The organism is Halomonas sp. DQ26W, assembly GCF_003339685.1.
Classification (GTDB): Bacteria; Pseudomonadota; Gammaproteobacteria; order Pseudomonadales; family Halomonadaceae; genus Halomonas.
Window position 1 is genome coordinate 13021 of sequence record NZ_QPKI01000027.1, and the last position, 23117, is coordinate 36137.

Here is a 23117-nt window from a genome sequence, read left to right on the forward strand (position 1 = left end):
GGTATCCGTGATCGTGGTTGCGCTCTTCGGCGGTGTCGCCAAAGCCTCAGCGCACCACGCCTTCCCGTTTCAGTCTGGCGATATCGTTGGCTGACAACCCCATCTCGGCAAGTATCGCGTCACTATCCTGACCAAGTCGGGGTGGCGCCACGTCACTGGTGGCGTGCTGGCCATCGAAGCGCAGCGGGTTGCTCACCTGAGGCACATCGAGAGCGCCACGCTTCAGGGTGCACTGCATTCCCCGGTGGCGAACCTGGGGGTCGTCGAAGACTTCGCTGATGGTGTTGATGGGCCCGGCAGGAATGCCGCGGGCTTCCAATTCAGCCAGCCAGTCATCACGTGTACGGGTGAGAAATATCGCCCGGATCAATGGCACCAACTGGTCGCGATTGCCTACCCGGGCCTCGTTGGTGGCATAGGCGGGATCCGCCGCCCACCCTGGATGACCGAACAGATTGGCTAGCCGAGCAAACTGGCTATCGTTGCCCACGGTCAGTACCAGGTGGCCGTCAGCACAGGCGAAGGCCTGGTAGGGAACGATATTTGGATGGGCATTGCCATGCCGCCGGGGCGATTGGCCGCTGACCAGCACGTTAAGCGACTGATTAGCCAGTGCCGCAACCTGTACGTCGAGCAGGGCTACGTCCACATGCCGCCCCAGGCCAGTGCGCTCGCGTTCATGTAACGCGGCCAGCACGCCGATGGTGGCATAGAGCCCGGTGGTGACATCGGTAATCGCCACTCCGGTCTTCATCGGCATGCCGTCTGGCTCGCCACCGATGCTCATTAGTCCGCCCATGGCCTGGATCATGAAGTCGTACCCGGCGCGGTGGGCGTAGGGTCCATCCTGGCCGAAGCCGGTGATCGAACAGCCGATCAGCCTGGAATTCAGCTCATGCAGGCTGGCGTAGTCGAGGCCATATTTGGCCAGCCCGCCGACCTTGAAGTTTTCCAGTACGATATCGACGCCCGTCGCCAGCTGCCGAATCAGCGCCTGCCCCTTCTGGCTGGCAATATCCACCGCCAGCGACTGTTTGCCACGGTTGGCGCAGAGGAAGTAGGCCGCTACCCGCTCGGGGTCGTCACTCCCCGCTTCCAAATCTTCACTGAGCCAGGGCGGACCCCAGCCGCGGGTGTCGTCGCCGCGCTGGGGATGCTCGATCTTGATCACGCGCGCACCGAGGTCCGCGAGCAGTTGGCCGGCCCAGGGGCCCGCCAGCACGCGCGACATGTCGAGCACCGTGATGCCTTCCAGCGGTCCGCTCATCTTGACTCCTTGCAGAGCGTGTAGCATTCGGGGCTGTTCCGGCGACAAACCTGCGAGGAGGCGCTGTGAATACCTCCCTGTACGCTACCGATTCCTTCCCTGGAATCGGACCTCCTCTTCGGCTTGTCCCCGGCGCCCCTCGTGGGAACGACGTCGCAGTTCCTGCAAGTCAATTGGCGAAGGCCTGGATGCCAGTCTGGGCCCGGCCCAGGATCAGGGCATGGACGTCATGGGTACCCTCGTAGGTATTCACCGCCTCGAGGTTCATCATGTGGCGAATCACGTGGTATTCGTCGGCAATGCCGTTGCCGCCGTGCATGTCGCGGGCGACCCGGGCGATATCCAGCGCCTTGCCGCAGTTGTTGCGCTTGATCAGCGAGATCGCCTCCGGCACCAGCTGGCCCGCATCGATCATGCGACCCACTCGCAGCGCGGCCTGAAGGCCCAGGGCAATCTCGGTCTGCATGTCGGCCAGCTTCTTCTGAATCAGCTGGTTGGCGGCCAGCGGCCTACCGAACTGCTTGCGATCCAGCGTGTACTCAAGAGCGGCATGCCAGCATGCTTCGGCGGCCCCCATGCTGCCCCAGGCGATGCCGAAGCGAGCACGGTTGAGGCACGAGAAAGGACCCTTCAGGCCGGTGACGCCGGGCAAGCGCTGGTCATCGGAGACCTCGACATCCTGGATGGCGATCTGGCCAGTGATAGAGGCGCGCAGGCTGAACTTGCCCTCGATCTTGGGTGCGGAGAGTCCAGGCGTGCCTTTCTCGAGGATGAAGCCGCGAACCACGCCTTCCTCATCCCTGGCCCAAACCACGAACACGTCGGCGATGGGCGAATTGGTGATCCAGGTCTTGGTACCGTTTAGGCGCCAGCCGCTGTCGGTGCGTACGGCACGGGTAGACATGCTGCCCGGGTCGGAGCCGTGGTCGGGTTCGGTGAGACCGAAACAGCCCACCCACTCGCCGGTAGCCAGCTTGGGCAGGTACTTGTCGCGCTGGGCATCGGTGCCGAAGGCGTGGATCGGATACATCACCAGGCTGGACTGTACGCTCATGGCACTACGGTAGCCTGAGTCGACGCGCTCCACTTCCCGGGCGATCAAGCCATAGCTAACGTAGTTCATGCCGGCGCAGCCATAGCCGTCGATGGTGGCACCGAGCAGGCCCAGCTCACCCATTTCGTTCATGATCTCGCGGTCGAAGCGCTCGTGGCGGTTGGCTTCCAACACCCGCGGCATCAACTTGTCTTGACAATAATCATGGGCGCTTTGCAGCACCATGCGCTCGTCTTCGTCCAACTGATCGATCAGGCGGAACGGGTCTTCCCAGGTGACGGGGGTGATCTGGCTCATTGATAGCTCTCCTTGATAAATGTCTACATTTTTATAGAATGTAGACCATGAAGGCCGCCCTGCCAACCCCTATGTCGCTATTTATCTGTACTGCATCCTGCATGACCACGGCCTCGACTAGCCTGACGCCGGCATCTGCGGCGCGCGCTCTTGAAGACGACGGTGAATGAGTAGCCAGGCCACCAGCCCGATCAGCAGGTTGATCACCGCGAAGACCACCGGAAAGGTGAAGGAGACCGCCGCCAGCGGCTCGGTGCCCAGCCGTGCGATGAACCAGGAGTCCACCAGGTTGAAGCTGAGCATGGCGATCATGCCACCCACCACCGACAGGCTCTTGCGCAGCAGGGTCGCCGCGATAGGCCCTTCGAGAAGTTCGCGGCGAACGGGAGGACGGGTTGGCCGATCAGCGGATGGCGATGAAAGCGTCATGAAGCCTCGAATACATGAAACAGGCTCACGATTGTGCCCGCTTCCTGAAGACGTGCCAAAGGGGGCCTCCGCCGAGGCGCCTATCGGCGCCAGTCGCGATGGGAACCAGCGCTCCCACAAGGTCAGCAGTAACCGCGCTGTTGGAGAATCTTTAGATCACGACTGGAGGCCGCAGGCCTCCCGGCGGTGTTGCCGATGCTGGCGACCACTGCCAACGCTGTGGCCTCCGCCGAGGCGCCTGACGGCGCCAGTCGCGATGGGGACCAGCGCTCCAACAGCGATCCTCTCCACCGACGCTGCCACACCGCTGTTGGAGTATCTTTAGATCACGACTGGAGGCCGCAGGCCTCCCGGCGGTGTTGCCGATGCTGGCGACCATCGCCAACGCTGTGGCCTCCGCCGGGCGCCTGACGGCGCCAGTCGCGATGGGAACCAGCGCTCCCACAAGGTCAGCAGTAACCGCGCTGTTGGAGAATCTTTAGATCACGACTGGAGGCCGAAGGACTCCCGGCGGTGTTGCCAGTGCCGGCGACCATCGCCAACGCTGTGGCCTCCGCCGGGCGCCTGACGGCGCCAGTCGCGATGGGGACCAGCGCTCCAACAGCGATCCTCTCCACCGACGCTGCCACACCGCTGTTGGAGTATCTTTAGATCACGACTGGAGGCCGCAGGCCTCCCGGCGGTGTTGCCGATGCTGGCGACCACTGCCAACGCTGTGGCCTCCGCCGAGGCGCCTGACGGCGCCAGTCGCGATGGGGACCAGCGCTCCAACAGCGATCCTCTCCACCGACGCTGCCACACCGCTGTTGGAGTATCTTTAGATCACGACTGGAGGCCGCAGGCCTCCCGGCGGTGTTGCCGATGCTGGCGACCACTGCCAACGCTGTGGCCTCCGCCGGGCGCCTGACGGCGCCAGTCGCGATGGGAACCAGCGCTCCCACAAGGTCAGCAGTAACCGCGCTGTTGGAGAATCTTTAGATCACGACTGGAGGCCGCAGGCCTCCCGGCGGTGTTGCCGATGCTGGCGACCATCGCCAACGCTGTGGCCTCCGCCGGGCGCCTGACGGCGCCAGTCGCGATGGGAACCAGCGCTCCCACAAGGTCAGCAGTAACCGCGCTGTTGGAGAATCTTTAGATCACGACTGGAGGCCGAAGGACTCCCGGCGGTGTTGCCCGCTTCACTCCTCCTCGCCGGCGCGGAAGAGTTTCTGAATGCTGGAGAAGTCCTTGCCGCCGTGGCCCTGTGATGCGTGAAGGGCGAAGAGGTTACGCGCCTGGGAGCCCATCGGCACTGTGGCTTTGCTTCCCAGGGCAAGTTCCCAGGCAAGCCCCAGGTCCTTGGCCATCAGGTCGGTCAGGAAACCGCCCTGGTAATCACGGGACGCCGCAGAGCCCTCCATGACGCCGGGCCAGGGGTTGTAGACGTTCAGCGCCCAGTTGCCGCCGCTGCTCTGCTTCATGATCTCCGAGAGCACGGCGGGGTCGAGGCCGTTTTTCACGCCCAGCGCCAGGGCTTCGGCGGTGCCGCTCATCAGTATCCCCAGCAGCATGTTGTTGCAGATCTTCGCTACCTGACCCGAGCCGACTTCGCCCGCGTGGAAGATGTTCTTGCCCATGCCTTCCAGCACCGACCTTGCCTGCTCGAACCCGTCTTCGGTGCCACCGACGATGAAGGTCAAGGTGCCGGCCTGGGCCCCGCCCACACCGCCCGAGACGGGGGCATCAAGGTATGTCAGCCCACGCTCGGCAGCGGCGGCGCCGACGAAGCGGGCGTCCTCCGGCGAGATGGTCGAGGCATCGATGATCAGCGGCTTGCCTTCGAGGGCATCGAACAAGCCCGGTGCCGTGTCACGGCCGAGATAGAGTCGCCTTACATGCTGGCCGGCGGGCAGCATCGAAATGACGACCTCCGCACCACTGGCAGCGCTCTGGGCGCTGGCGCAAGCGTGGGCACCAGCCTTCTCCAGGCTCTTCATGGCCGCATCCACCAGGTCAAAGACGCTGACCTCATGGCCGGCCTTGACCAGGTTGGCGGCCATCGGCGCGCCCATGTTACCCAGTCCGATAAAGGCGATTTTCATGCGAGTTGCTCCTGAGAGTCATTAATGATTGTTGGTTCCAGCCGATAGACCGAGCGTTCAATTTACGCGTTCGCCTGTGCCGAGGTCACGCAACGGATGGGCCTCGCTGCTCCACAATGGGGCCATCAGGGCATCCAGATCAGACTGCGGCACGCTGTCGACATCGGCGTGCTGCCACTTGGGGTTCTTGTCCTTGTCGACCAGCAGTGCGCGCACGCCCTCGGCCACATCTCCCTGCCGACAGCACTGTACCGACAGGTTCAGCTCATCGCGGAAGGCGTCGGCCAGGCTGGTATGACGATGGCGATCCAGCATCAGCCAGACCAGGTGCGCACTAAGCGGACTGCCGGCCTCGAGCCGCGCTCGGTTGGCTGCAAGCCAGGCATCTTCACGCACATCGCGAAGGATCTGCTTTACCGCAGTAGGCGCATCGATCTGCCCCACCACGTTCTGGATATGGTCGAGATACGGCCATACCTGTGCCTGGGGCGCCTGGGAGCGATCCTCCAACTCGTCGACCGCCGCTTGCACACCGGCGCGCAGATCCCGCGGGGTGCGCGCGCCGTAGTCGGCTACGCCCAAGGCTTCCAGCAGGGCATCGCGTCGATCGCCGGGCACGAAGTGGTCGGCCATACCCAGGTCCAGGGCGTCCCTGGCATTCAGCTGCGCGCCGGTGATGCCTAGATAGGCACCGACACCGGGAGGCATGCGATTGAGGAACCAACTGGCACCGATATCGGGATAGAGGCCGATGGTGATCTCCGGCATGGCGATGCGCGTGGCTTCGGTCACGATCCGGTGCGAAGCACCCGCCATCAGGCCCAGGCCGCCGCCCATGATGATGCCGTCACCCCAGAGCAGGATGGGCTTGGGGTAGGTATGTATCCGGTAGTCGAGACGATATTCCGTGGTGAAGTAGGTCTCGGCGAAGACGCTGTCACGCCCTGACTCACGGTTCTCACCCTCTTCGGTCATGGAGCGATATAGCGCCACCACGTCGCCGCCGGCGCAGAAGGCCTTCTCCCCCGCCCCCTCCAGCCACACCGCCACGATGCTGCGATCCACCGCCCAGGCGTCGAGCTTGGCCATGAGCTGCTGCGCCATTGTCAGCGTCAGGGCATTGAGCGATTTCGGCGCATTGAGGGTGGCCACGCCTATCCGCCCACCATCCCGTGTGGGGCGCTCGTCGAAGATGACCGCAAGTTCCGTCATGCAACTGCTCTCCTGGTTATTATCAGTAGCCTTACTGCAATGCCTCGTCTTACTGCAATGCTTCGATGACGCCATCCGCCAGCAGGCGGCGGGCCACGATAACCCGCATGATTTCGTTGGTGCCCTCGAGAATCTGGTGTACACGGGTATCTCGCACCATGCGCTCCAGCGGGAACTCCCTGAGATAACCGTAGCCGCCATGAAGCTGGAGGGCTTCGTTGCAGACGTTGAAACCCATATCGGTGGCGAACCGCTTGGCCATGGCACAATGGGCGGTAGCATCAGGGTCATTGTTATCAAGCCGCCATGCCGCCTGGCGAACCATGAGCCTTGCCGCCATGAGTTCGGTGGCCATGTCGGCAAGCTTGAACTGCAGCGCCTGGAAACTCGTCAGTTCCCGACCAAACTGCTTGCGATCGCCCATGTAATCGCGAGCCAGGGTCAGCGCCTGCTGAGCGGCACCCAATGAACAGCTGGCGATATTGAGCCTTCCACCGTCAAGCCCCTTCATGGCCAACTTGAAGCCCTCGCCTTCGTCACCCAGGCGATTGCCGACCGGCACACGCACACCATCGAAACTGACCAGACGTGTCGGCTGACTCTTCCAGCCCATCTTCTCTTCGTTCTTGCCGTATTCGATACCTGCTGCATCGGCCGGCACCAGAATCGCGGAAATGCCGCCCGCCCCGCTATCGGGCCCGCCGGTGCGCGCCATGACGATGAGCACGTCGTTGGCCCCGGCCCCCGATATGAACATCTTGGAACCGCTGATAACGTATTCGTCGCCCTCTCGTACGGCTTTCGTGCGCAAGCTTGCCGCATCTGAACCGGAACCGGGCTCGGTGAGGCAGTAGCAACCCAGGCACTCTCCGCTGACCAGCCGCTCCACCCACGCTTCGCGCAATACCTCGTTGCCCCAGCTTGCCACCATCCAGGCCACCATGTTGTGGATGGTAAGATAGGCGGTAGTCGAGATGCAGCCCCGGGATAGCTGTTCGAAAATCAGCGAGGCGTCCAGGCGAGACAGCCCCAGGCCTCCCCGCTCTTCGGGGATGTAGATGCCGAGAAACCCCGCCTCGCCGGCGCGGCGAATGACCTCCACCGGGAAATGCGAGGTGGCGTCCCATTCGGCAGCATGATCGGCAAGTTCGGCCCTGCTGAAATCGGCGGCCGCCTGAACGAGCGCCTTCTGGTCATCGGTCAGCGAAAAGTCCATCGGGGTATCCTCATGTATCGACTGAATGGTTCGACCGAGATGTTCGATCCGATAGTAGTAGTTGAGTGGTCGCCCGATTGCCATGTGTCGCGAGACCCATTAAGGCGCCGGATGGCAACCAACCTAGCACTTGCTAGGTTTTATCGCATACATCCCTTGGTCTACAAGCACTTTACGTTAACGTCAACGTCGTCTAGTGTTGCGGAAGTAAGTGGAGGGAAACCGTTAGACGGCCCACCCAGTCACAGGAAAGGTAGCAATGAGCATATCCGAACCGGAAGCCACAACTGCAGTCAATGGCAGTCTGCCACGGCAGCGCCGCACCTACTCCATCGGCGAACTGGCCCGGATGTTCGAGGTGACTCCACGCACCATCCGTTTCTACGAGCAGGAAGGCCTGTTGGCGCCTGAGCGTCGGGGCCAGACTCGCATCTATCATGAAAAGGACCGGGTACGTCTCAAGCTGACCCTGCGCGGCAAGCGACTTGGCTTCTCGCTGGCCGAAATTCGCGAAGTCATCGAGATGTATGACGCCATGCCCGATGGAAACGCGCGCCAGCTCAAGCGCCTCCTGGAAATACTCGCCGACAAGCGCACCAACATGGAGCGCCAGCTCGAGGACATCCGGCTGATGCAGCGAGAGCTCGATGACGTGGAGTTACGGGCGCGCGACGTTCTCGAACGCCTGGACCAGGCGTGATCCGTCACCGCCGGATTATCGCTCAGCGGATAGTGGCCGGGCATTGCAATCCTGCAAACGGCCTGTGAAACCAGTTTTCAGATCTATTCTTGCAACAACAAGACGGGTAACACCATGACACGCCAACACTCACAGAATCGCGTCCAGAACAGTTATGTCAGCGGTATCAGCGATACCCCCCTCAAAGGACAAACTATCGGCGACTGTTTCGACGAGACAGTCGCTCGCTTTCCCGACGGAGATGCCCTGCTCAGCCTGCACCAGGGTCTGCGCTACACCTGGACGGAGCTGCAGCAGGCGGTGGATGAGGCGGCTCGCGCCCTGCTGGCACTAGGCGTGGTGAAAGGTGACCGTGTGGGTATCTGGTCACCCAACTGCGCCGAGTGGACCATCACTCAGTTCGCGACCGCCAAGATCGGCGCGGTACTAGTCAACATCAACCCCAGCTATCGTACCCACGAGCTGGCGTATGCACTCAAGCAATCGGGCGCCTCGACGCTGGTCCTGCAAGGAAAGTTCAAGTCGTCTGACTATGTGGCCACCCTCGCTGAGCTGGCCCCGGAGCTGCATGATGGGGTACCGGGCACCCTCTCCTGCGCACACCTTCCCGAGCTCAAGCGGGTGGTCTGCCTGGATGCCAACCTTGCCTTGCCCGGCATGTTCACCTGGGAGGGCCTACTGAGCCATGCCGACCAGGTCTCAGCCGAGAACCTTGCAGAAGTCCAGGGTACCCTGCAGTTCGACGACCCGATCAATATCCAGTATACCTCCGGCACCACCGGAGCTCCCAAGGGTGCTACCCTCTCCCACCACAACATTCTCAACAACGGCTTCTTCGTCGCCCGCACCATGGGCTTCACCGAGAAGGATCGCCTGGTCATTCCGGTGCCGCTCTACCACTGCTTCGGCATGGTGATGGGCAACCTGGGTTGCGTGACCCATGGCGCCACCATGATCTACCCGGGCGACGGCTTCGAACCTGAGGCGACGCTCAAGGCGGTCTCAGACGAGAAGGCCACGGCCCTGTATGGCGTGCCCACCATGTTCATCGCCGAACTGGAGCATCCGAATTTCGCTGAATACGACCTCTCGACCTTGCGCACCGGGATCATGGCCGGCTCGATCTGCCCCATCGAGGTAATGCGGCAGGTCATCGACAAGATGAACATGGAAGACGTAACCATCTGCTACGGCATGACCGAGACCAGCCCGGTCAGCTTCCAGACCCAGACCGATGCGCCGCTTGATAAGCGCGTGACCACAGTGGGTACGATCCACCCACACCTGGAGGTCAAGCTGGTCAGTCCCGAGACGGGTGCGGTGGTGCCGCGTGGCGAGACCGGCGAACTCTGTACCCGCGGCTATAGCGTGATGCTGGGCTACTGGGAGAACGAAGAAGCCACCGCCAAGTCCATCGACGCCGCCGGCTGGATGCATACTGGCGATCTGGCGACCATGGATGAAGAGGGCTATGTGGCCATCGTCGGGCGCATCAAGGACATGATCATTCGCGGCGGCGAGAACATTTACCCCCGCGAGATCGAGGATTTCCTGTATACCCACCCGGCTATCTCCGATGTTCAGGTAATCGGCGTTCCTGATGAGAAATACGGCGAAGAGGTAATGGCCTGGGTCAAGCTCAGCGAAGGCCAGCAGCTGACCGGCGATGAGCTAAAGGAGTTCTGCAAAGGCAAAATCGCCCACTACAAGGTGCCGCGCTACGTGAAGTTCGTCGACGAGTTCCCGATGACCGTCACCGGCAAGATCCAGAAGTTCAAGATGCGCGAGGAAGCCACCCACGAGCTGGGGCTGGCGTGACATAACTGCTCTGAAGTTGGATGAAATAACGCTCCCGCAGGGGAGCGTTTTTTATTAGGGCGCCTGCCGGCGCCAGTCGCGACGCAGAGCGGCGCTCCAACAAGGTCAGCAGTAACCGCGCTGTAGGAGCATCTTTAGATCGCGACTGGAGGCCGCAGGACTCCCGGCGGTGTTGGTTACGTTGCGGTTATCGCCGTGGCGGCGGCCTCCGCCGGGGCGCCTGCCGGCGCCAGTCGCGATGCGGAGCAGCGCTCCGACAACGATCCTCTCCACCGACGGTGCCAAGCCGCTGTTGGAGTATCTTTAGATCACGACTGGAGGCCGCAGGACTCCCGGCGGTGTTGCCAATGCCGGCGACCACTGCCAGCGTTTCAGCCTCCGCCAAGGCGCCTGGCGGCGCCAGTCGCGACGCAGAGCGGCGCTCCAACAAGGTCAGCAGTAACCGCGCTGTAGGAGCATCTTTAGATCGCGACTGGAGGCCGAAGGACTCCCGGCGGTGTTGGTTACGTTGCGGTTATCGCCGTTGCGGCGGCCTCCGCCGGGGCGCCTGCCGGCGCCAGTCGCGACGCAGAGCGGCGCTCCAACAAGGTCAGCAGTAACCGCGCTGTAGGAGTATCTTTAGATCACGACTGGAGGCCGCAGGCCTCCCGGCGGTGTTGCCAGTGACAGCGACCATCGCCTACGCCGTGGCCTCCGCCGGGGCGCCTGCCGGCGCCAGTCGCGACGCAGAGTCGGAGCGCCGAACCGAGCGCTCCAACAAGGAGCGCCTGTGTCGCTATCGCCGAGGCGTCTTTCCACAATGCAGTCTGTGCAGAGCAGGTTCACGCCAAAGTGTGAAGAACCAAAAAAAACCGCCCAGGCAAGCCGGGGCGGAAAAAGACCGTGGGCAGCGCCCGGTCTCAGGGAACGAGGGTCACCCGGAGGGATTAGAGAAAGTTGAACAGCGACAGCCCCTTGACGTCGACGAAGGCCTTCTGGGCTGCCTGCAGGCCAACCTGACGCAGGCTGTATTCGGCGATCGCCTCGTTATAGTCGAGGTCCACCAGATCGGATAGCGTCTTGTCGTAGTTCATCATGCGATTGCTGCCTACCGCATCCACCACATCCAACTCATTGAGCCGCGCGCCCATGGAAGCGCGCACCGTCAGAACGTTGTCGAGGCTGTTGTCCATCTCACGCATCACGGAGTTGATCGTATTACGGAAGTGGGCACGGTTTTCCGGCGCCCCTTCCTGATCCATCTCCAGCACGTCGATGGCGTCCTTCAGCGACTTGAACAGGTCCTGGTTGGCGCCTGCGGCATTGGCCGGACGCAGTTGGATCTGGTCGCCATCCACGGGATCACCTTCCAGCGTAATACTGATACCGCCGAAGCTGACCGATTGACCAGTCTCATACGACGCGTCGGTAACGATTGGTGTTTTATCGCCATTTTCTTCGATGGCGCTGACCGAGAAGGTCGGGCTTCCAGCACCATCGGCGCTGAACGTAAGCTCGAACGACTTGCCGAAATGCTCGTTATCAGGATCCACGCGGCTGGGCCCGGTGAAGGCAACGGTGCCCTCATTGCGAACGTGATCCTGCTGGGTGCCGAGGCTGATCGCGCCGGGTGAAGACTGCTCGGCCCTGGCGACATAGCCGGCCCCGCTGGGCACGCTCTGGAAGATAGCCTTGCCATTATCGGCCACCGGCATAAGCCGCGATGCGTCGATACGCTGCTCACGGGTGTTGCCGTCGCCGATATACTGCGTGCCCTGAACCCCTTCACCGGCAGTGCGGGCAAACGGCGCGGAATCGTCGCGATAGCCGCCGAACAAATAGCGACCATTGCCGTCGGTGGCATTGGCCTGGCCGATCAGCGTCTCGTAGATGCCGCGCAGCTCGCTTGCCACCGACTGTCGGTCGACATCGCTCAGGGTATCGCTCGCCGCCTGGACCAGCAGCGTCTTGGCGCTGGTCACGGCATCGCTGACGCTGTTTAGGACGCTTTCCGCCTGTGACAGCGAATTGCGGGCGGAGATCCGTGCATCGGCGAACTGTTGTGTGATGGCCTTGGCCTGGGAAACGCCCACGGCCCGTGACGAAGCCTGGGGGTCGTCGGAAGGGTTGACCACCCGACGCCCACTGGCGATCTGCTGACCGACCTTGAGAAAGTCGCCCTGCTGACGGTTCATGGCCGAGACACTCTGCTCGAACATGGTGACGGTGCTGATACGCATCGTGCTGGACTCCCTTCGAATCAGTTACGCAGACCGAGGATGGTATCGAAGACCGTGGAAGCGGTATCGATCACCCGGGCGTTGGCAGAGTAGAACTGCTGGTAGCGGATCAGGTTGGCCGCCTCCTCATCCAGGTTGACCCCGGACTCCGACTGCTGCACCGCCTTGAGCTGCGCGGTTAGACCCTGGCGGGCATCGAGGTTGACCTGAACGATATTGGCCTGGTTGCCCACATCGCTGACCATGCCACCGTAGGCCTGGCTGAGCGACGACCGGCCAGCCACCATCGCCTGGCTCTGCAGATTCTGCAGGGCCAGGGCGTTGCGGTTATCCCCGGTGCCGGTGAGGCTCCCATCATCATTCGGTTGAGCCGCGGCGATCTTGTCCAGATCGATGATCTGCGATTCCATGTTGGCCGTGGCACGGCGAACCGGTTGGACCTCATAGCGATTACCATTGTCTGGCGTATCGCTGAATTCCAAAGTGATGCCTCCGAAGCCCAGCGTCCTGTCTCCAGCGTTCCAGTCGACCTGATTCTCAGCCAGTTGCTGGCCATTGTCCTTGCGGAAGACCTGGGGTGGATCGGCTGGATCGCCAAAACGCACCGTGTAGTCGGTCGCGCGCAGCTGGTCGATATTGGCCGCATCGAAGCTCGTGCCGACAACTTCCGCCCCACCGGTATTGTGCGGGTAGGAGTAGGCCTGTGGCTTACCGATGCTGAAGAAGTCGGCGCCCTGGTTACCATCGAGATCATGCCCCAGGCGGTGCTGCTCATTGAAACCGACAACCAGGGATACGGCCAGCTGGCCGATCTGGTTCTGGGTCTTGTCCAGGGTCTCGGCGCGAAAGGTCATCAGGCCACCCAGAGTGCCACCCTTGATGGTGTCCTCGGGCATGGCCACCAGGTTGCCACCGGAATCTCGGTAGCCGAGCACGGTGCGCTGCGGATCGTTCGGCGCATCCATGAATTGCAGGCGATAGTGATTGGTGCCGGCCACCAGCGGTTGCCCATTGGGCAGGCTGATGTTGTAAGACTTGCCGTCCTGGATGTTGAGCCGTACATCCATGCGCTCGCTGAGTTCATGCACCAGTTGGTCGCGCTGGTTGAGCAGGCTGTTGGGCGCCTCGCCGCTGCGCGCACGGGCCAGGGTGATCTCGCGATTGAGGGTCGCCAGCTGCTCTGTCGTGTTGTTGATCTGGGTGACCTCGTCACTGATCTGGCCGTTGATGCCCTGCTGCATGTCCTGCAAGTAGCCATCAAAGGCTCGGAACTGGGCGGTCAGCGTATTGGCGGTACCAATCACGCTTTGACGGGCGGCGGGATCAGACGGGGCGCTGGCCAGGTCCTCCAGGGAAGAGAAGAAGTTCTGCATCAGCGGCGCCAGGCCCGCCTCCCGGTCGGCCAGCAGGTTGTCGATCTGGCTGATCTGGTTCTCGTAGGCTGCAAGCGCACTGGACGAGCTGGTCGCGGCATTCAACTGCGAAGCCACGAACTGGCTGAACTGACGCTGGATGTCGTTGACTTGTACGCCGCCTACGGTAGCGCCCTGCTCGCCCAGAACCGTCAGTTCACGATTGTAGCCCGGCGTATAGACGTTGCTGATGTTGTTGCTGGTGGTATTCAGCGCATTCTGAGCGGCATTCAGGCCGCTGAGACCGATAGAGAACATGCTCATGGTGTTGTTTCCTTTCGCCAATGTCCGAGTTATCGGCCCTTAAACCCAAAACTTTAGACTCTTCGCAGACTGACGTGTAACGGCAAGGGATGTGATGGCCGCACTGTCGGAGCAGCTTTAGCTCGCGACTGGAGGCTGAAAGCCTCCTGGCAGTGTTGCCTATGCTGGCGACTATCGCTGGCGGTGCGGTCTCCGCCAAGGCGCCTGGCGGCGCCAGTCGCGATGGGAACTCGGAGCGCCGAACCGAGCGCTCCAACACGCGCCCTTCCACAATACAGCCAGCCGAACGGATTCACGCCAGTCTGCGATGAATCGAACTTTAGCACCTCAGTAGCGCAGGAAGACTAACGAATCATTGCCACCCTGGGCGACCTGCGGCCCCATGGTGTTCATGATCGCTATCAGCTTGTCAGCGTAGGCCGGGTCGGTGGCATAGCCCCCGGCCTGCAGCGCCCTGGCCGCCTGCTCGGCGCTATTCGCCCGGGTCACTTCCGCGTAGCGCGGGTTGTTGCCGATCAGCCGTGCGTAGTCGGTAAAGGCCTCCTCGAAGGAACCGTAGACACGAAAGGCGTCAACCACTCGGGTACGCTTGCCATTGATGTACTCGTGGGTCGTCACGTCCGTGGTGGGCCCGCGCCAGCTGCTGCCGGCCTTGATGCCGAAGAGGTTGTGGCTGTTGCTGCCATCGGCCCTGGCGATCTCGTGGCGCCCCCAGCCGGTTTCCAGCGCCGCCTGGGCCAGGATCAATTCCGCAGGCACGCCTGTTTGCCGGCTTGCCGCCTGGGCGGGGGCCGTCAGTTGGTCCATGAAACGCTTGACGTGCTCGCCGCTCTGGCCGCGACTGCGTAAATCGGCTTGGCTGGCCTTAGTAGCCGTGGCGTTACGCTGAGGCTCTGTGCCTGCTGCTGCCGCCGTCACCGGGATGGCATCCACGGCGGACATGAAGCCCCCGCGCTCGATTTCCAGCTCATCGAGGAAGCTCGCGGGCAGCGCTTCGACCATGCTGTCGGCACGGTGTGCGTCGTCGATCTCATCCTCTGCGCTATCGCCTTCGGCTGGCTGCAGGGCGTCCTTCAGCACCCGCGGCGTTCCGCGGGGTATGCCGGCAATCAGCTCGTTGAGTTCACGATCGGCGTCCTGGGTCTGGCGACCCGCCCCAACACCCTGGCTCTGCAGCTGGGCGACGAGATGATCGGCCAAACCGATGCCACGCCCGGCCATGGTCTGGGCCCACTGCTGATCGAGCATCGACTGGTAGAACTCGGTCTGCTCGCTGTCGAGCAGGCCGGTGGTTGGGGTGGCATCGCGCATGCTCTTGAGCATCATCTGCAGGAAGAGCGCCTCGAATTGCTGGGCGGCACCCTTCAATCCGGCGGCTTCGTCGTTGCGTGCAGTGTGCTTGAGGCGCTCGAGGCCCTGGACATCGAGGGCGAACTGGCTACTGAAGTCCTGGATGCTCATCAGATGATCTCCAGGTCGGCACGCAGCGAGCCGGAGGCCTTGAGCGCCTCGAGAATCGACATCAGGTCGCTTGGCGTGGCGCCCAACGCATTGAGTGCGTTGACGACGTCGACCAGATCGGCCCCCTCGACCACACGCAGATAGGCATCCTGCTCCTGGATCTCGATTTCGGTGTCGGGCACTACCACGGTTTCGCCGTCGCCGAACGGTGCGGGCTGGCTGACCAGGAAGCGGGTATCGATGACAATGGAGAGATTGCCATGGGCCACGGCGGCACGGCGCAGGGTCACCGCACTGTTCATCACCACCGACCCGGTGCGGGCATTGAAGACCACCTTGGCCGGCGCCTCCATGGGCGTTACCCGGATATTCTCGACCTGAGCCATGAAGTTGACCCGTGAGTTGTCGTTCATGGGGCCGTCCAGGGCGATGACCCGGGAGTTGCGGGCGGCGGCCACCGGTCGGCCGAATTCGCTGTTGATGGCGTTGACCACACGCTGGGCGGTGCCGAAGTCGGCCTGTTTCAGCTCCAGCTCAAGCAGCCCCGCCTCGGCGCCCAGGTTGAGTGGCACTTCCCGCTCCACCATGGCGCCTCCGGGGATACGCCCACCGGCCAGCTGATTGACCTGAACGGCGGCACCGCCGGCATCCGCACCCATGCCACCCACCAGCAGATTGCCCTGGGCAATGGCGTAGGTGTCACCATCGGCACCCTTGAGAGGCGTCATCAGCAGGGTACCGCCACGCAGGCTGCGTGCGTTGCCGATGGAGGAGACATTGATGTCAAGCCGCTGGCCAGGGCGAGAGAACGGGGGCAGGTCGGCGGTTATCATGACAGCGGCAACGTTGCGCAGCTGCATATTAGTACCCGGGGGAACGGTGATGCCGAGTTGGGACAGCATATTGGTCAGGCTCTGGCCGGTGAAGGGGGCCTGCATGGTCTGGTCGCCAGTACCGTCCAGCCCGACCACTAGGCCATAGCCCACCAGCACGTTGTCACGCACGCCGGCGAAGTTGGCAATTTCGCGAATCCGTTCGGCCTGCACCGGCAGCGCCAGCATGCCGGCTAACAGCAGCAGCGCCAGCTTTGCCGGAAGGTGGTGTACATGTCGCCGGAGGAACATAAAGGTAAGCGTGTTGAACAGCGTCATGCCTGAGCCTCGGTATTCGGTCACCGCTAAAAGGGCGATATATTGAGGAAGAATCGCTGCATCCAGCCCATGTACTGCGCTTCATTGATGTAGCCGTTACCCACATATTCGATTCGCGCGTCGGCCACTGCCGTGGATGGCACCGTATTCTGGCCGGTGATGGTGCGCGGGTTAACCACGCCTGCGAAGCGAATGAACTCCACGCCCTGATTGATGGCGATCTGCTTCTCGCCACGCACTCGCAGGTTGCCGTTGTGCATCACCTCGAGCACCGAAACCGTAATGGTGCCGGTAAAGCTGTTGTTGGCCTGCGAACCGCCGCCACCGTTGAAGGTACTGGAACCGGATAGATCGAAGCCGTACTCGGCCAGACGCTCTAGCGCATCGGGCAATTCGGCCAGATTCAGGTTGGCCGACCCGTTGCGGTTCATGTTGGACTGGGAGTTCTTGCTGGCGCTGACCTCCTCGTCAAGCACGATGGTGAGGATATCGCCGACCATCCGCGGGCGCCGATCCTCGAACAGCGGCTGGGAACCACGATGCGCCTGGTAGATCGAGCCGTTGGCCAGGCGAGGCGGCGGCTCCATGATGGCGATCTGCTCCTGCTCTCCCACCACGGAGGCGCGAGGAACCTGTGCGCAGCCACCCAGGACCAGCGCCGCCAGGGCGAGGAGAACCAGGAGCAAACTCGATGTCGAAAAACCCGCGCCTTTCATGCTTGCTCGCTTCCCGTAGCAGGGAGTGGTAATCGTCATGCCGTCGTCTGTCAGAGCTGGCTCAGCCGGGAGAGCATTTCGTCGCTGGTCTGCACGGCACGGCTATTGATCTCATAAGCCCGCTGGGTCTGGATCATGCTGACCATCTCCTCCACCACGTTGACGTTGGAGGTTTCTACATAGCCTTGGAACAAGCGACCGGCGCCATTCATGCCCGGCATGGCCTCGTTACGGGGTCCCGAGGAGGTGGTTTCCCGGTAGAGGTTGCCGCCGATGCTTTCGAGACCGGTCGCATTAACGAAGGTCGAAATGGTGACCTGGCCTATTTCCAGTGCCTGGTTCACACCGGGCTGGGTCACCGAGACGATGCCGTCTTCCCCGATGGAGATCGACAGGGCATTGTCAGGAATGATGATGGCCGGCTCCAGCGGGTAGCCGTTGGCGTTGACCATCTGGCCGTTCTCGTTGAGCTGGAAGCTGCCGTCACGGGTGTAGGCCGTGGAGCCATCCGGCATCAGCACCTGGAAGAAACCGTTGCCGTTGATCGCCAGGTCGCGGGAGTTCTGGGTCTGCTCAAGCCCACCCTGAGTGTGCAGGCGCTCGGTGGCAACCGGTCGTACACCGGAACCCACCTGCATGCCGGAAGGCAAACGGTTCTGCACATCGTTCTGCGCACCGGGTTGCCGCAGGTTCTGATAGAGAAGATCCTCGAACACCGCCCGCGAACGCTTGAAGCCATTGGTGCTGACGTTGGCCAGGTTGTTGGAGATGACGTCCAGCTTGACCTGCTGGGATTCCAGGCCAGTCTTGGCCGTCCAAAGCGACTTGATCATATTCGTTTCCTCTCACACCGCTCGAAAAGTACCTTGCTGTCAGGCCATCAGCTTTAGTAGAAAACCAGCCGCTGTGTATGGAGAGCCCTCAGCCGTGTATGGAGAGCCCTCAGCTGTGTATGGAGAGCCCTCAGCTGTGTATGGAGAACCCTCAACCCTGAATGGAGAGCCCTCAGCTGTGTATGGAGAACCCTCAACCCTGAATGGAAAGCAGGTTGTTGGCCCGCTGGGCATTTTCATCAGCGGTGCTGATCACTTTCATCTGCATTTCATAGCGCCGCGCCACGTCGATCATCGAAACCATCGCCTCGATGGCGCTGACGTTGCTGCCCTCCAGGGCACCACTGGCGACCCTGGCATTCTCGTCGGCGGGCAACACCGCCACTGCACCGTTGGCATCGGGAGCCGGGCGGAAGAGACCGTCATCGCCACGCAACATCGCCTGTTCAGGGGTGACCAGCTTGATACGCCCCATATCCACCAGCGCCTCTGGGTTCTCCCCTTCGCCGATGCCGCTGAGGGTACCGTCGGCACCTACCGATAGGCTGGCACCCAGTTGCACGACAATCGGTCCGCCATCGCCGACCACCGGTCGCCCTATCACGGAAACCAGACCATCGCCATCGACTTCCAGGTCGCCCCGCCGGGTATAAGCCTCGGTGCCGTCGTCAGCCTGCACGGCGATCCAGGCGTCGCCTTCCAGCGCGATATCAAGGGGCCGTCCGGTGTGGTTGATGGGGCCCGGCGAGAAGTCGCTGCCCGGCGTGGTTGCCGCGACCGACACTCGGGTCGGCAGTGCCCCTTCGCCCTGTACCGGCACGGCGCGCATGGCATGCAGCTGGGCGCGGAACCCGGCAGTGGACACGTTCGACAGGTTGTGGCTGACCACCGCCTGCTGGTCCATGCTCTGCTTGGCCCCGCTCATGGCGGTATAGAGAATGCGATCCATGGATTGGCTCCCTTAGCGCTCAGAGGAAACGCTGAACAAATTGCCGAGCGAGAGGAAGCGCAAGGCGCACGGAGCACAGGACCCGGAGCATATGGGGTATATGTGAGGATTCCGCGCACCGCGCAACGCAGCGATTCACTCGTGTAGGCATTTGTGCAGTGTTTCCTTAGCGGAGGTTGATGGCGGTCTGCAGTAGCTCGTCCTGGGTCTTGATCGTCTGGGAGTTGGCCTGGTAGGCCCGCTGCGCCACGATCATGTCCACCAGCTCACGGGCCATGTCGACGTTGGAAGTCTCGATGGCGCCGGAGACCACGCTGCCCAACAGGCCGGTGCCCGGCGCGCCGATCAGTTCCTGGCCGGAAGCGGCACTGGCCGACCAGACATTGTCGCCGGAGGGCGTCAGCCCTTCAGGATTGCGGAAGCTGACCAGGGCTACCTGACCAGCCGGACGCGACTGCTCGTTGGAGTAGTTGCGCATGATGGTGCCGTCATCGTTGATGGTGATGCCCACCAGGGTGCCGGAGGTATAGCCGTTCTGGTTCAGGCTGCTGACCGTGGAGGTATTGCCGAACTGGGTGGTGCCGGCCAGGTTGAGATCAAAAATCAGATCATTGGGCTCACCAGCCAAGAATTCATCTTTATCGAAAGTCACATTGGCGAGCACACCGCCAGCAGGCTCTATCAGTTGTCCATTCTCGTTGAACTCAAGCAGAAATTCTTCAGCTTCACCAGCATCCATCAACGCCCGACCATCCAGGGTCATCTTGGCTGTCCACTGATTAGAGTCGACTTTTTCATAGTAGACAGTGATGTTGCGCGGATTACCCAGCGAATCGAAGACGGTAAAATTATTCGAATAGTGGTATTCGATCTCCTCACCGTTAGAGCTCTCTACGGTGCTGCGTTCGCCTCCAATCACCTTGCGCGCATCCAGGTTGAGGGTGGTTGCTACATCGGTCGTCGCGCTCGCTCCCAACTCTTCCGTCGCCACACTCAGCGGCACCGGCTGACCACCCACCTGCACCTGGCCGGCAGCATTGAGGCCATAGCCCATGATCTGCGCACCCTGGGCGTTGACCAGGTCACCCTGCGCCGTCATCGTCAGTTGTCCGTTACGCGAGTAGACCACTTCGCCACTGGGGTCCTGGAAACGGAAGAAGCCGTCGCCGGCGATGGCCAGATCCAGGTTGCGGTTGGTGGATTCGACATTGCCTTCATTGAAGTTCTGCAACACGGACGATACCCGGGTGCCCAGACCGACCTTAGAGCCGGCAAAAACATCCGAGAATTGCACGTTGGAGCCTTTGAAGCCCACGGTCTGGGAGTTGGCGATATTGTTGCCGATCGTGCCCAGCTTGGACGCTTGCGCATTCAGGCCGCTCAATGCTTGGGAAAAGCTCATGTTTCGTTCCTCTGCCTACCGAATATGATGCCGCTGTCGCGGTTCTATTTAGGAAACCAATTTATTCAGCGCTTCCTTAGGAAACCAATATTGCGAATCAAAGAATCTGCTTGACGTCACCCAGACCCACCTGGCCATAGATGGCGCCGAGGTCGAGCTTCACACCGCCATTGCCATCGGACGGCGTCACCCCACTGACCACGGCGTAGTTGAGCGTGGAGGCATTCAATGTCTTGTCGGCGCTGGTGGCTTCGACACGAACCCGATAGGCGCCCGCGACAGCCATGTCACCCTCTGTGGTCCTGCCATCCCAGGTGAAGGACTCGACCCCGGCCTTGACCGAACCGATGTCATAACGATTGACCACCTGGCCACTAGCGTTGGTGATCGTCACGCGCACGTTCTCGGCAGACTGGCCAAGTTCGATACCGAACGGCGTGGTGTGGGCGGAGCCGTCTTCACCGGCTTCCATCAGTACACGATCGCCCGGTACCAGCACCCCCTGGCCGATCAGCGCGGTCGCCTGCAGCGTCTGCCCGGCGTCCATCTGGGTGGTGATGCCCTTCAGGGTCTTGTTGAGATCCTCTATGCCGCTGACGGTGTTGATCTGTGCGAGTTGGGTGGTCATCTCATGGTTGTCCATGGGATCGAGCGGGTCCTGGTGCTGCATCTGGGCAATCAGCAGGGTCATGAAGTTGTTGCGCAGTTCGGCAGACTGGCTGGCATCGCGGGCCGCCGGACCTCCCTGATTCATGCGCGTGACGACATTGGCATCAATGGTGGTGGACATGACGATCAGCCCTCACCCAGTGTCAGTGTCTTGAGCATCATCTGCTTGCTGGTGTTCATGACTTCGACATTGGCCTGATAGGAGCGGGAGGCCGAGATCATGTTGACCATCTCGTGCACCGGTTCGACGTTGGGCATGGTCACATAGCCCTGTTCGTTGGCCAGAGGATGTTCGGGGCGGTACTCCATGCGCATGGGTGAGGAGTCTTCCACCACGCTGCGCACACCCACACCACCTATGCCATGGGCGCCCTGATGGCGCGACTCGAACAAGACCTGCTTGGCGCGATAGGCCTCACCATCCGGTCCTGCCACGCTGTCGGCATTGGCCAGGTTGCTGGCCGTGACGTTCATGCGTTGCGACTGGGCGCTCATGGCCGAGCCGGCGATATCGAAAACGGAAAACATCGACATGGAACGATCTCTCTCTGTTTGCTCCGGCTGATTACTCCGGCTGCATGGCGCTCTTCAGCCCCTGAATCCGGCTATTGAGGATGGTCAACGCCGCCTGGTAGCGCACGGAATTATCGGCGAACTGGGTACGTTCGCGGTCCATGTCCACCGTATTGCCGTCCAGACTTGGCTGATCTGGCACCCGATACAGCAGGCCCCGATCTGGCGGCGCCAAGGCCTGCCCGGCAAGATGGCCAGCGGATGTCCTGGCCAGTGACAAACCGCCTCCGGATGAGCGACCATGCTCGACCGCCTTCTTGAGTTCGCCGGCGAAGTCAATGTCGCGCGCCTTGTAATTCGGCGTGTCGGCATTGGCGATATTGCTGGCCAGCACCTTATGGCGCTCCTGGCGCAAGCCAAGCGCCTGCTGGTGGTAATTAAAGGCGGCTTCGAGCTGATCGATCATGCCGGCACTCCCCGTGGTCAAGACTCATGTGAACAGTGCATATGAACAGTGTGCGGAACTTGTTGAGAGTGAAGAATAGCCAGAGTGATGTCACATCAATGCCAAGAACAGGCCGTTTTTCCGCATTCATTTCCACACTTTCACGTGATCGCCGAGCGCTAGAATTTACTGGCGCTATCACCAACCTCGGCCGAATACCATGCAGCGTCATCCCTTCAAGCTCTTGCTCATCCAATGGCCGCTCCTCGCCAGCCTGGCGCTGGTTTCCGGCGCAGCCAAAACCGACGATGACGCCCTGCTTCAGGCTGTGCATGGTTTTCTGCACAGCGAGGCACAGGCTCTGGGAGAGGAGATCGTTATCGAACTACGCCCCCCTTCGGCCCGGTTGCCGGAGTGCGTATCGCCCCAGCCCTTCCTGACCCGCGACGGCGAGCTGCCTCTCGGGCGGGTATCGGTGGGGGTGCGCTGCGGCAGCGATGGGCGCCAGGTGCGCTATATGCAGGCTGAGATCGGCGTTCTAGGGGAGCACCCGGTGCTGGCAGCGACGCTCAACGCCGGCGATACGGTCCACCGGGAACACCTGGTACAACAGCAGGGCAACCTGGCGGAACTGCCCAACAACGCCCTGCTCGATCCTGAGCAGATTATCGGCCAGGTCGCGACTCGACCGTTGCGCGCCGGCCAGCCGCTGCAGGCTCACCAGTTGCGCAGCCTGCCTCTGGTAGAGCGCAATCAACGCGTCGTGGCCGAAGCCCGGGGCGCAGGATTTCGGGCCACCCGAGAAGGACAGGCGCTGGAGCCCGGCGGAATGGGCGACCGTGTCCGAATACGCTTCGACTCCCGCGAGGTAGTCACCGGGCAAGTGGCAGGCGAAGGGATAGTGATCGTCGATTTTTGAAAGTGCGTTCGACACCTCATGCCGACACCATTACATTGTGGCTAACGGTTGTGGCTAACAGATATGGCTAGCGGATGCACCTAGCGAGCA

The 23117-nt window shown here is 61.9% G+C and carries 20 protein-coding genes; 3 read left to right on the plus strand and 17 right to left on the minus strand.

Annotated features, from left to right (window positions below; all coding sequences use genetic code 11):
• Positions 1 to 46: 46 nt before the first annotated feature.
• The 6 genes from DU490_RS13545 to DU490_RS13575 all read right to left on the minus strand — a co-directional run bounded on the left by DU490_RS13545 (position 47) and on the right by DU490_RS13575 (position 7556).
• Positions 47 to 1267, minus strand: coding sequence for a CaiB/BaiF CoA-transferase family protein (locus tag DU490_RS13545; RefSeq protein ID WP_114574816.1), 1221 nt, complete (start codon positions 1265 to 1267; stop codon positions 47 to 49).
• A gap of 169 nt (positions 1268 to 1436) precedes the next feature.
• Entirely contained in the window at positions 1437 to 2618 is a 1182-nt protein-coding gene (locus tag DU490_RS13555) for an acyl-CoA dehydrogenase (protein ID WP_114574818.1), read from the minus strand.
• A gap of 117 nt (positions 2619 to 2735) precedes the next feature.
• Complete coding sequence (locus DU490_RS13560) at positions 2736 to 3047, minus strand: hypothetical protein (RefSeq protein ID WP_258801666.1); 312 nt, start codon at positions 3045 to 3047, stop codon at positions 2736 to 2738.
• A 1178-nt stretch (positions 3048 to 4225) separates the two neighbouring features.
• Positions 4226 to 5128, minus strand: a complete 903-nt coding sequence (gene mmsB / locus DU490_RS13565; protein WP_114574819.1) for a 3-hydroxyisobutyrate dehydrogenase — start codon at positions 5126 to 5128, stop codon at positions 4226 to 4228.
• A 57-nt stretch (positions 5129 to 5185) separates the two neighbouring features.
• Positions 5186 to 6340: an enoyl-CoA hydratase/isomerase family protein gene (locus DU490_RS13570; protein WP_114574820.1), complete on the minus strand. Its 1155-nt coding sequence runs from the start codon at positions 6338 to 6340 to the stop codon at positions 5186 to 5188.
• Positions 6341 to 6389: 49 nt separating this feature from the next.
• Positions 6390 to 7556, minus strand: a complete 1167-nt coding sequence (locus DU490_RS13575) for an acyl-CoA dehydrogenase family protein (protein ID WP_114574821.1) — start codon at positions 7554 to 7556, stop codon at positions 6390 to 6392.
• Between the two features lie 259 nt (positions 7557 to 7815).
• Between DU490_RS13575 and DU490_RS13580 the strand changes: the two genes are divergently transcribed.
• Positions 7816 to 8256, plus strand: coding sequence for a MerR family DNA-binding transcriptional regulator (locus tag DU490_RS13580; protein WP_114574822.1), 441 nt, complete (start codon positions 7816 to 7818; stop codon positions 8254 to 8256).
• A gap of 114 nt (positions 8257 to 8370) precedes the next feature.
• Positions 8371 to 10074: an AMP-binding protein gene (locus DU490_RS13585; protein WP_114574823.1), complete on the plus strand. Its 1704-nt coding sequence runs from the start codon at positions 8371 to 8373 to the stop codon at positions 10072 to 10074.
• A gap of 926 nt (positions 10075 to 11000) precedes the next feature.
• Here DU490_RS13585 and flgL read toward each other — a convergent pair.
• The 11 genes from flgL to flgB form a co-directional block, all read right to left on the minus strand.
• The gene (gene flgL / locus DU490_RS13590; protein ID WP_114574824.1) at positions 11001 to 12293 is read right to left on the minus strand and encodes a flagellar hook-associated protein FlgL; all 1293 of its coding nucleotides are present in this window, start codon (positions 12291 to 12293) and stop codon (positions 11001 to 11003) included.
• Between the two features lie 20 nt (positions 12294 to 12313).
• Positions 12314 to 13969, minus strand: a complete 1656-nt coding sequence (flgK, locus tag DU490_RS13595; protein ID WP_114574825.1) for a flagellar hook-associated protein FlgK — start codon at positions 13967 to 13969, stop codon at positions 12314 to 12316.
• Positions 13970 to 14296: 327 nt separating this feature from the next.
• Complete coding sequence (gene flgJ / locus DU490_RS13600; protein WP_114574826.1) at positions 14297 to 15430, minus strand: flagellar assembly peptidoglycan hydrolase FlgJ; 1134 nt, start codon at positions 15428 to 15430, stop codon at positions 14297 to 14299.
• The gene (locus tag DU490_RS13605) at positions 15430 to 16491 is read right to left on the minus strand and encodes a flagellar basal body P-ring protein FlgI (protein WP_234281444.1); all 1062 of its coding nucleotides are present in this window, start codon (positions 16489 to 16491) and stop codon (positions 15430 to 15432) included. Before DU490_RS13605 ends, flgJ begins: the two co-directional genes overlap by 1 nt.
• Positions 16492 to 16607: 116 nt before the next feature.
• Positions 16608 to 17297 carry a flagellar basal body L-ring protein FlgH gene (locus tag DU490_RS13610; protein WP_114574827.1) on the minus strand — a complete coding sequence of 230 codons (690 nt, stop codon included), beginning with the start codon at positions 17295 to 17297 and terminating at the stop codon, positions 16608 to 16610.
• A 50-nt stretch (positions 17298 to 17347) separates the two neighbouring features.
• The gene (flgG, locus tag DU490_RS13615) at positions 17348 to 18130 is read right to left on the minus strand and encodes a flagellar basal-body rod protein FlgG (protein ID WP_114574828.1); all 783 of its coding nucleotides are present in this window, start codon (positions 18128 to 18130) and stop codon (positions 17348 to 17350) included.
• A gap of 193 nt (positions 18131 to 18323) precedes the next feature.
• Positions 18324 to 19079: a flagellar basal body rod protein FlgF gene (locus DU490_RS13620; RefSeq protein ID WP_114574829.1), complete on the minus strand. Its 756-nt coding sequence runs from the start codon at positions 19077 to 19079 to the stop codon at positions 18324 to 18326.
• Between the two features lie 166 nt (positions 19080 to 19245).
• The gene (gene flgE / locus DU490_RS13625) at positions 19246 to 20481 is read right to left on the minus strand and encodes a flagellar hook protein FlgE (protein ID WP_114574830.1); all 1236 of its coding nucleotides are present in this window, start codon (positions 20479 to 20481) and stop codon (positions 19246 to 19248) included.
• Positions 20482 to 20578: 97 nt separating this feature from the next.
• Entirely contained in the window at positions 20579 to 21271 is a 693-nt protein-coding gene (locus DU490_RS13630) for a flagellar hook assembly protein FlgD (protein WP_114574831.1), read from the minus strand.
• A gap of 5 nt (positions 21272 to 21276) precedes the next feature.
• Positions 21277 to 21684 (minus strand): flagellar basal body rod protein FlgC, encoded by a 408-nt coding sequence (flgC, locus tag DU490_RS13635; protein WP_114574832.1) that lies wholly within the window; start codon positions 21682 to 21684, stop codon positions 21277 to 21279.
• A 31-nt stretch (positions 21685 to 21715) separates the two neighbouring features.
• Positions 21716 to 22129, minus strand: a complete 414-nt coding sequence (flgB, locus tag DU490_RS13640) for a flagellar basal body rod protein FlgB (protein ID WP_114574833.1) — start codon at positions 22127 to 22129, stop codon at positions 21716 to 21718.
• A gap of 199 nt (positions 22130 to 22328) precedes the next feature.
• Here flgB and flgA point away from each other — a divergent pair, with 199 nt between their 5' ends.
• Positions 22329 to 23027, plus strand: coding sequence for a flagellar basal body P-ring formation chaperone FlgA (gene flgA, locus DU490_RS13645; protein ID WP_114574834.1), 699 nt, complete (start codon positions 22329 to 22331; stop codon positions 23025 to 23027).
• The last annotated feature ends 90 nt before the right edge of the window (positions 23028 to 23117 follow it).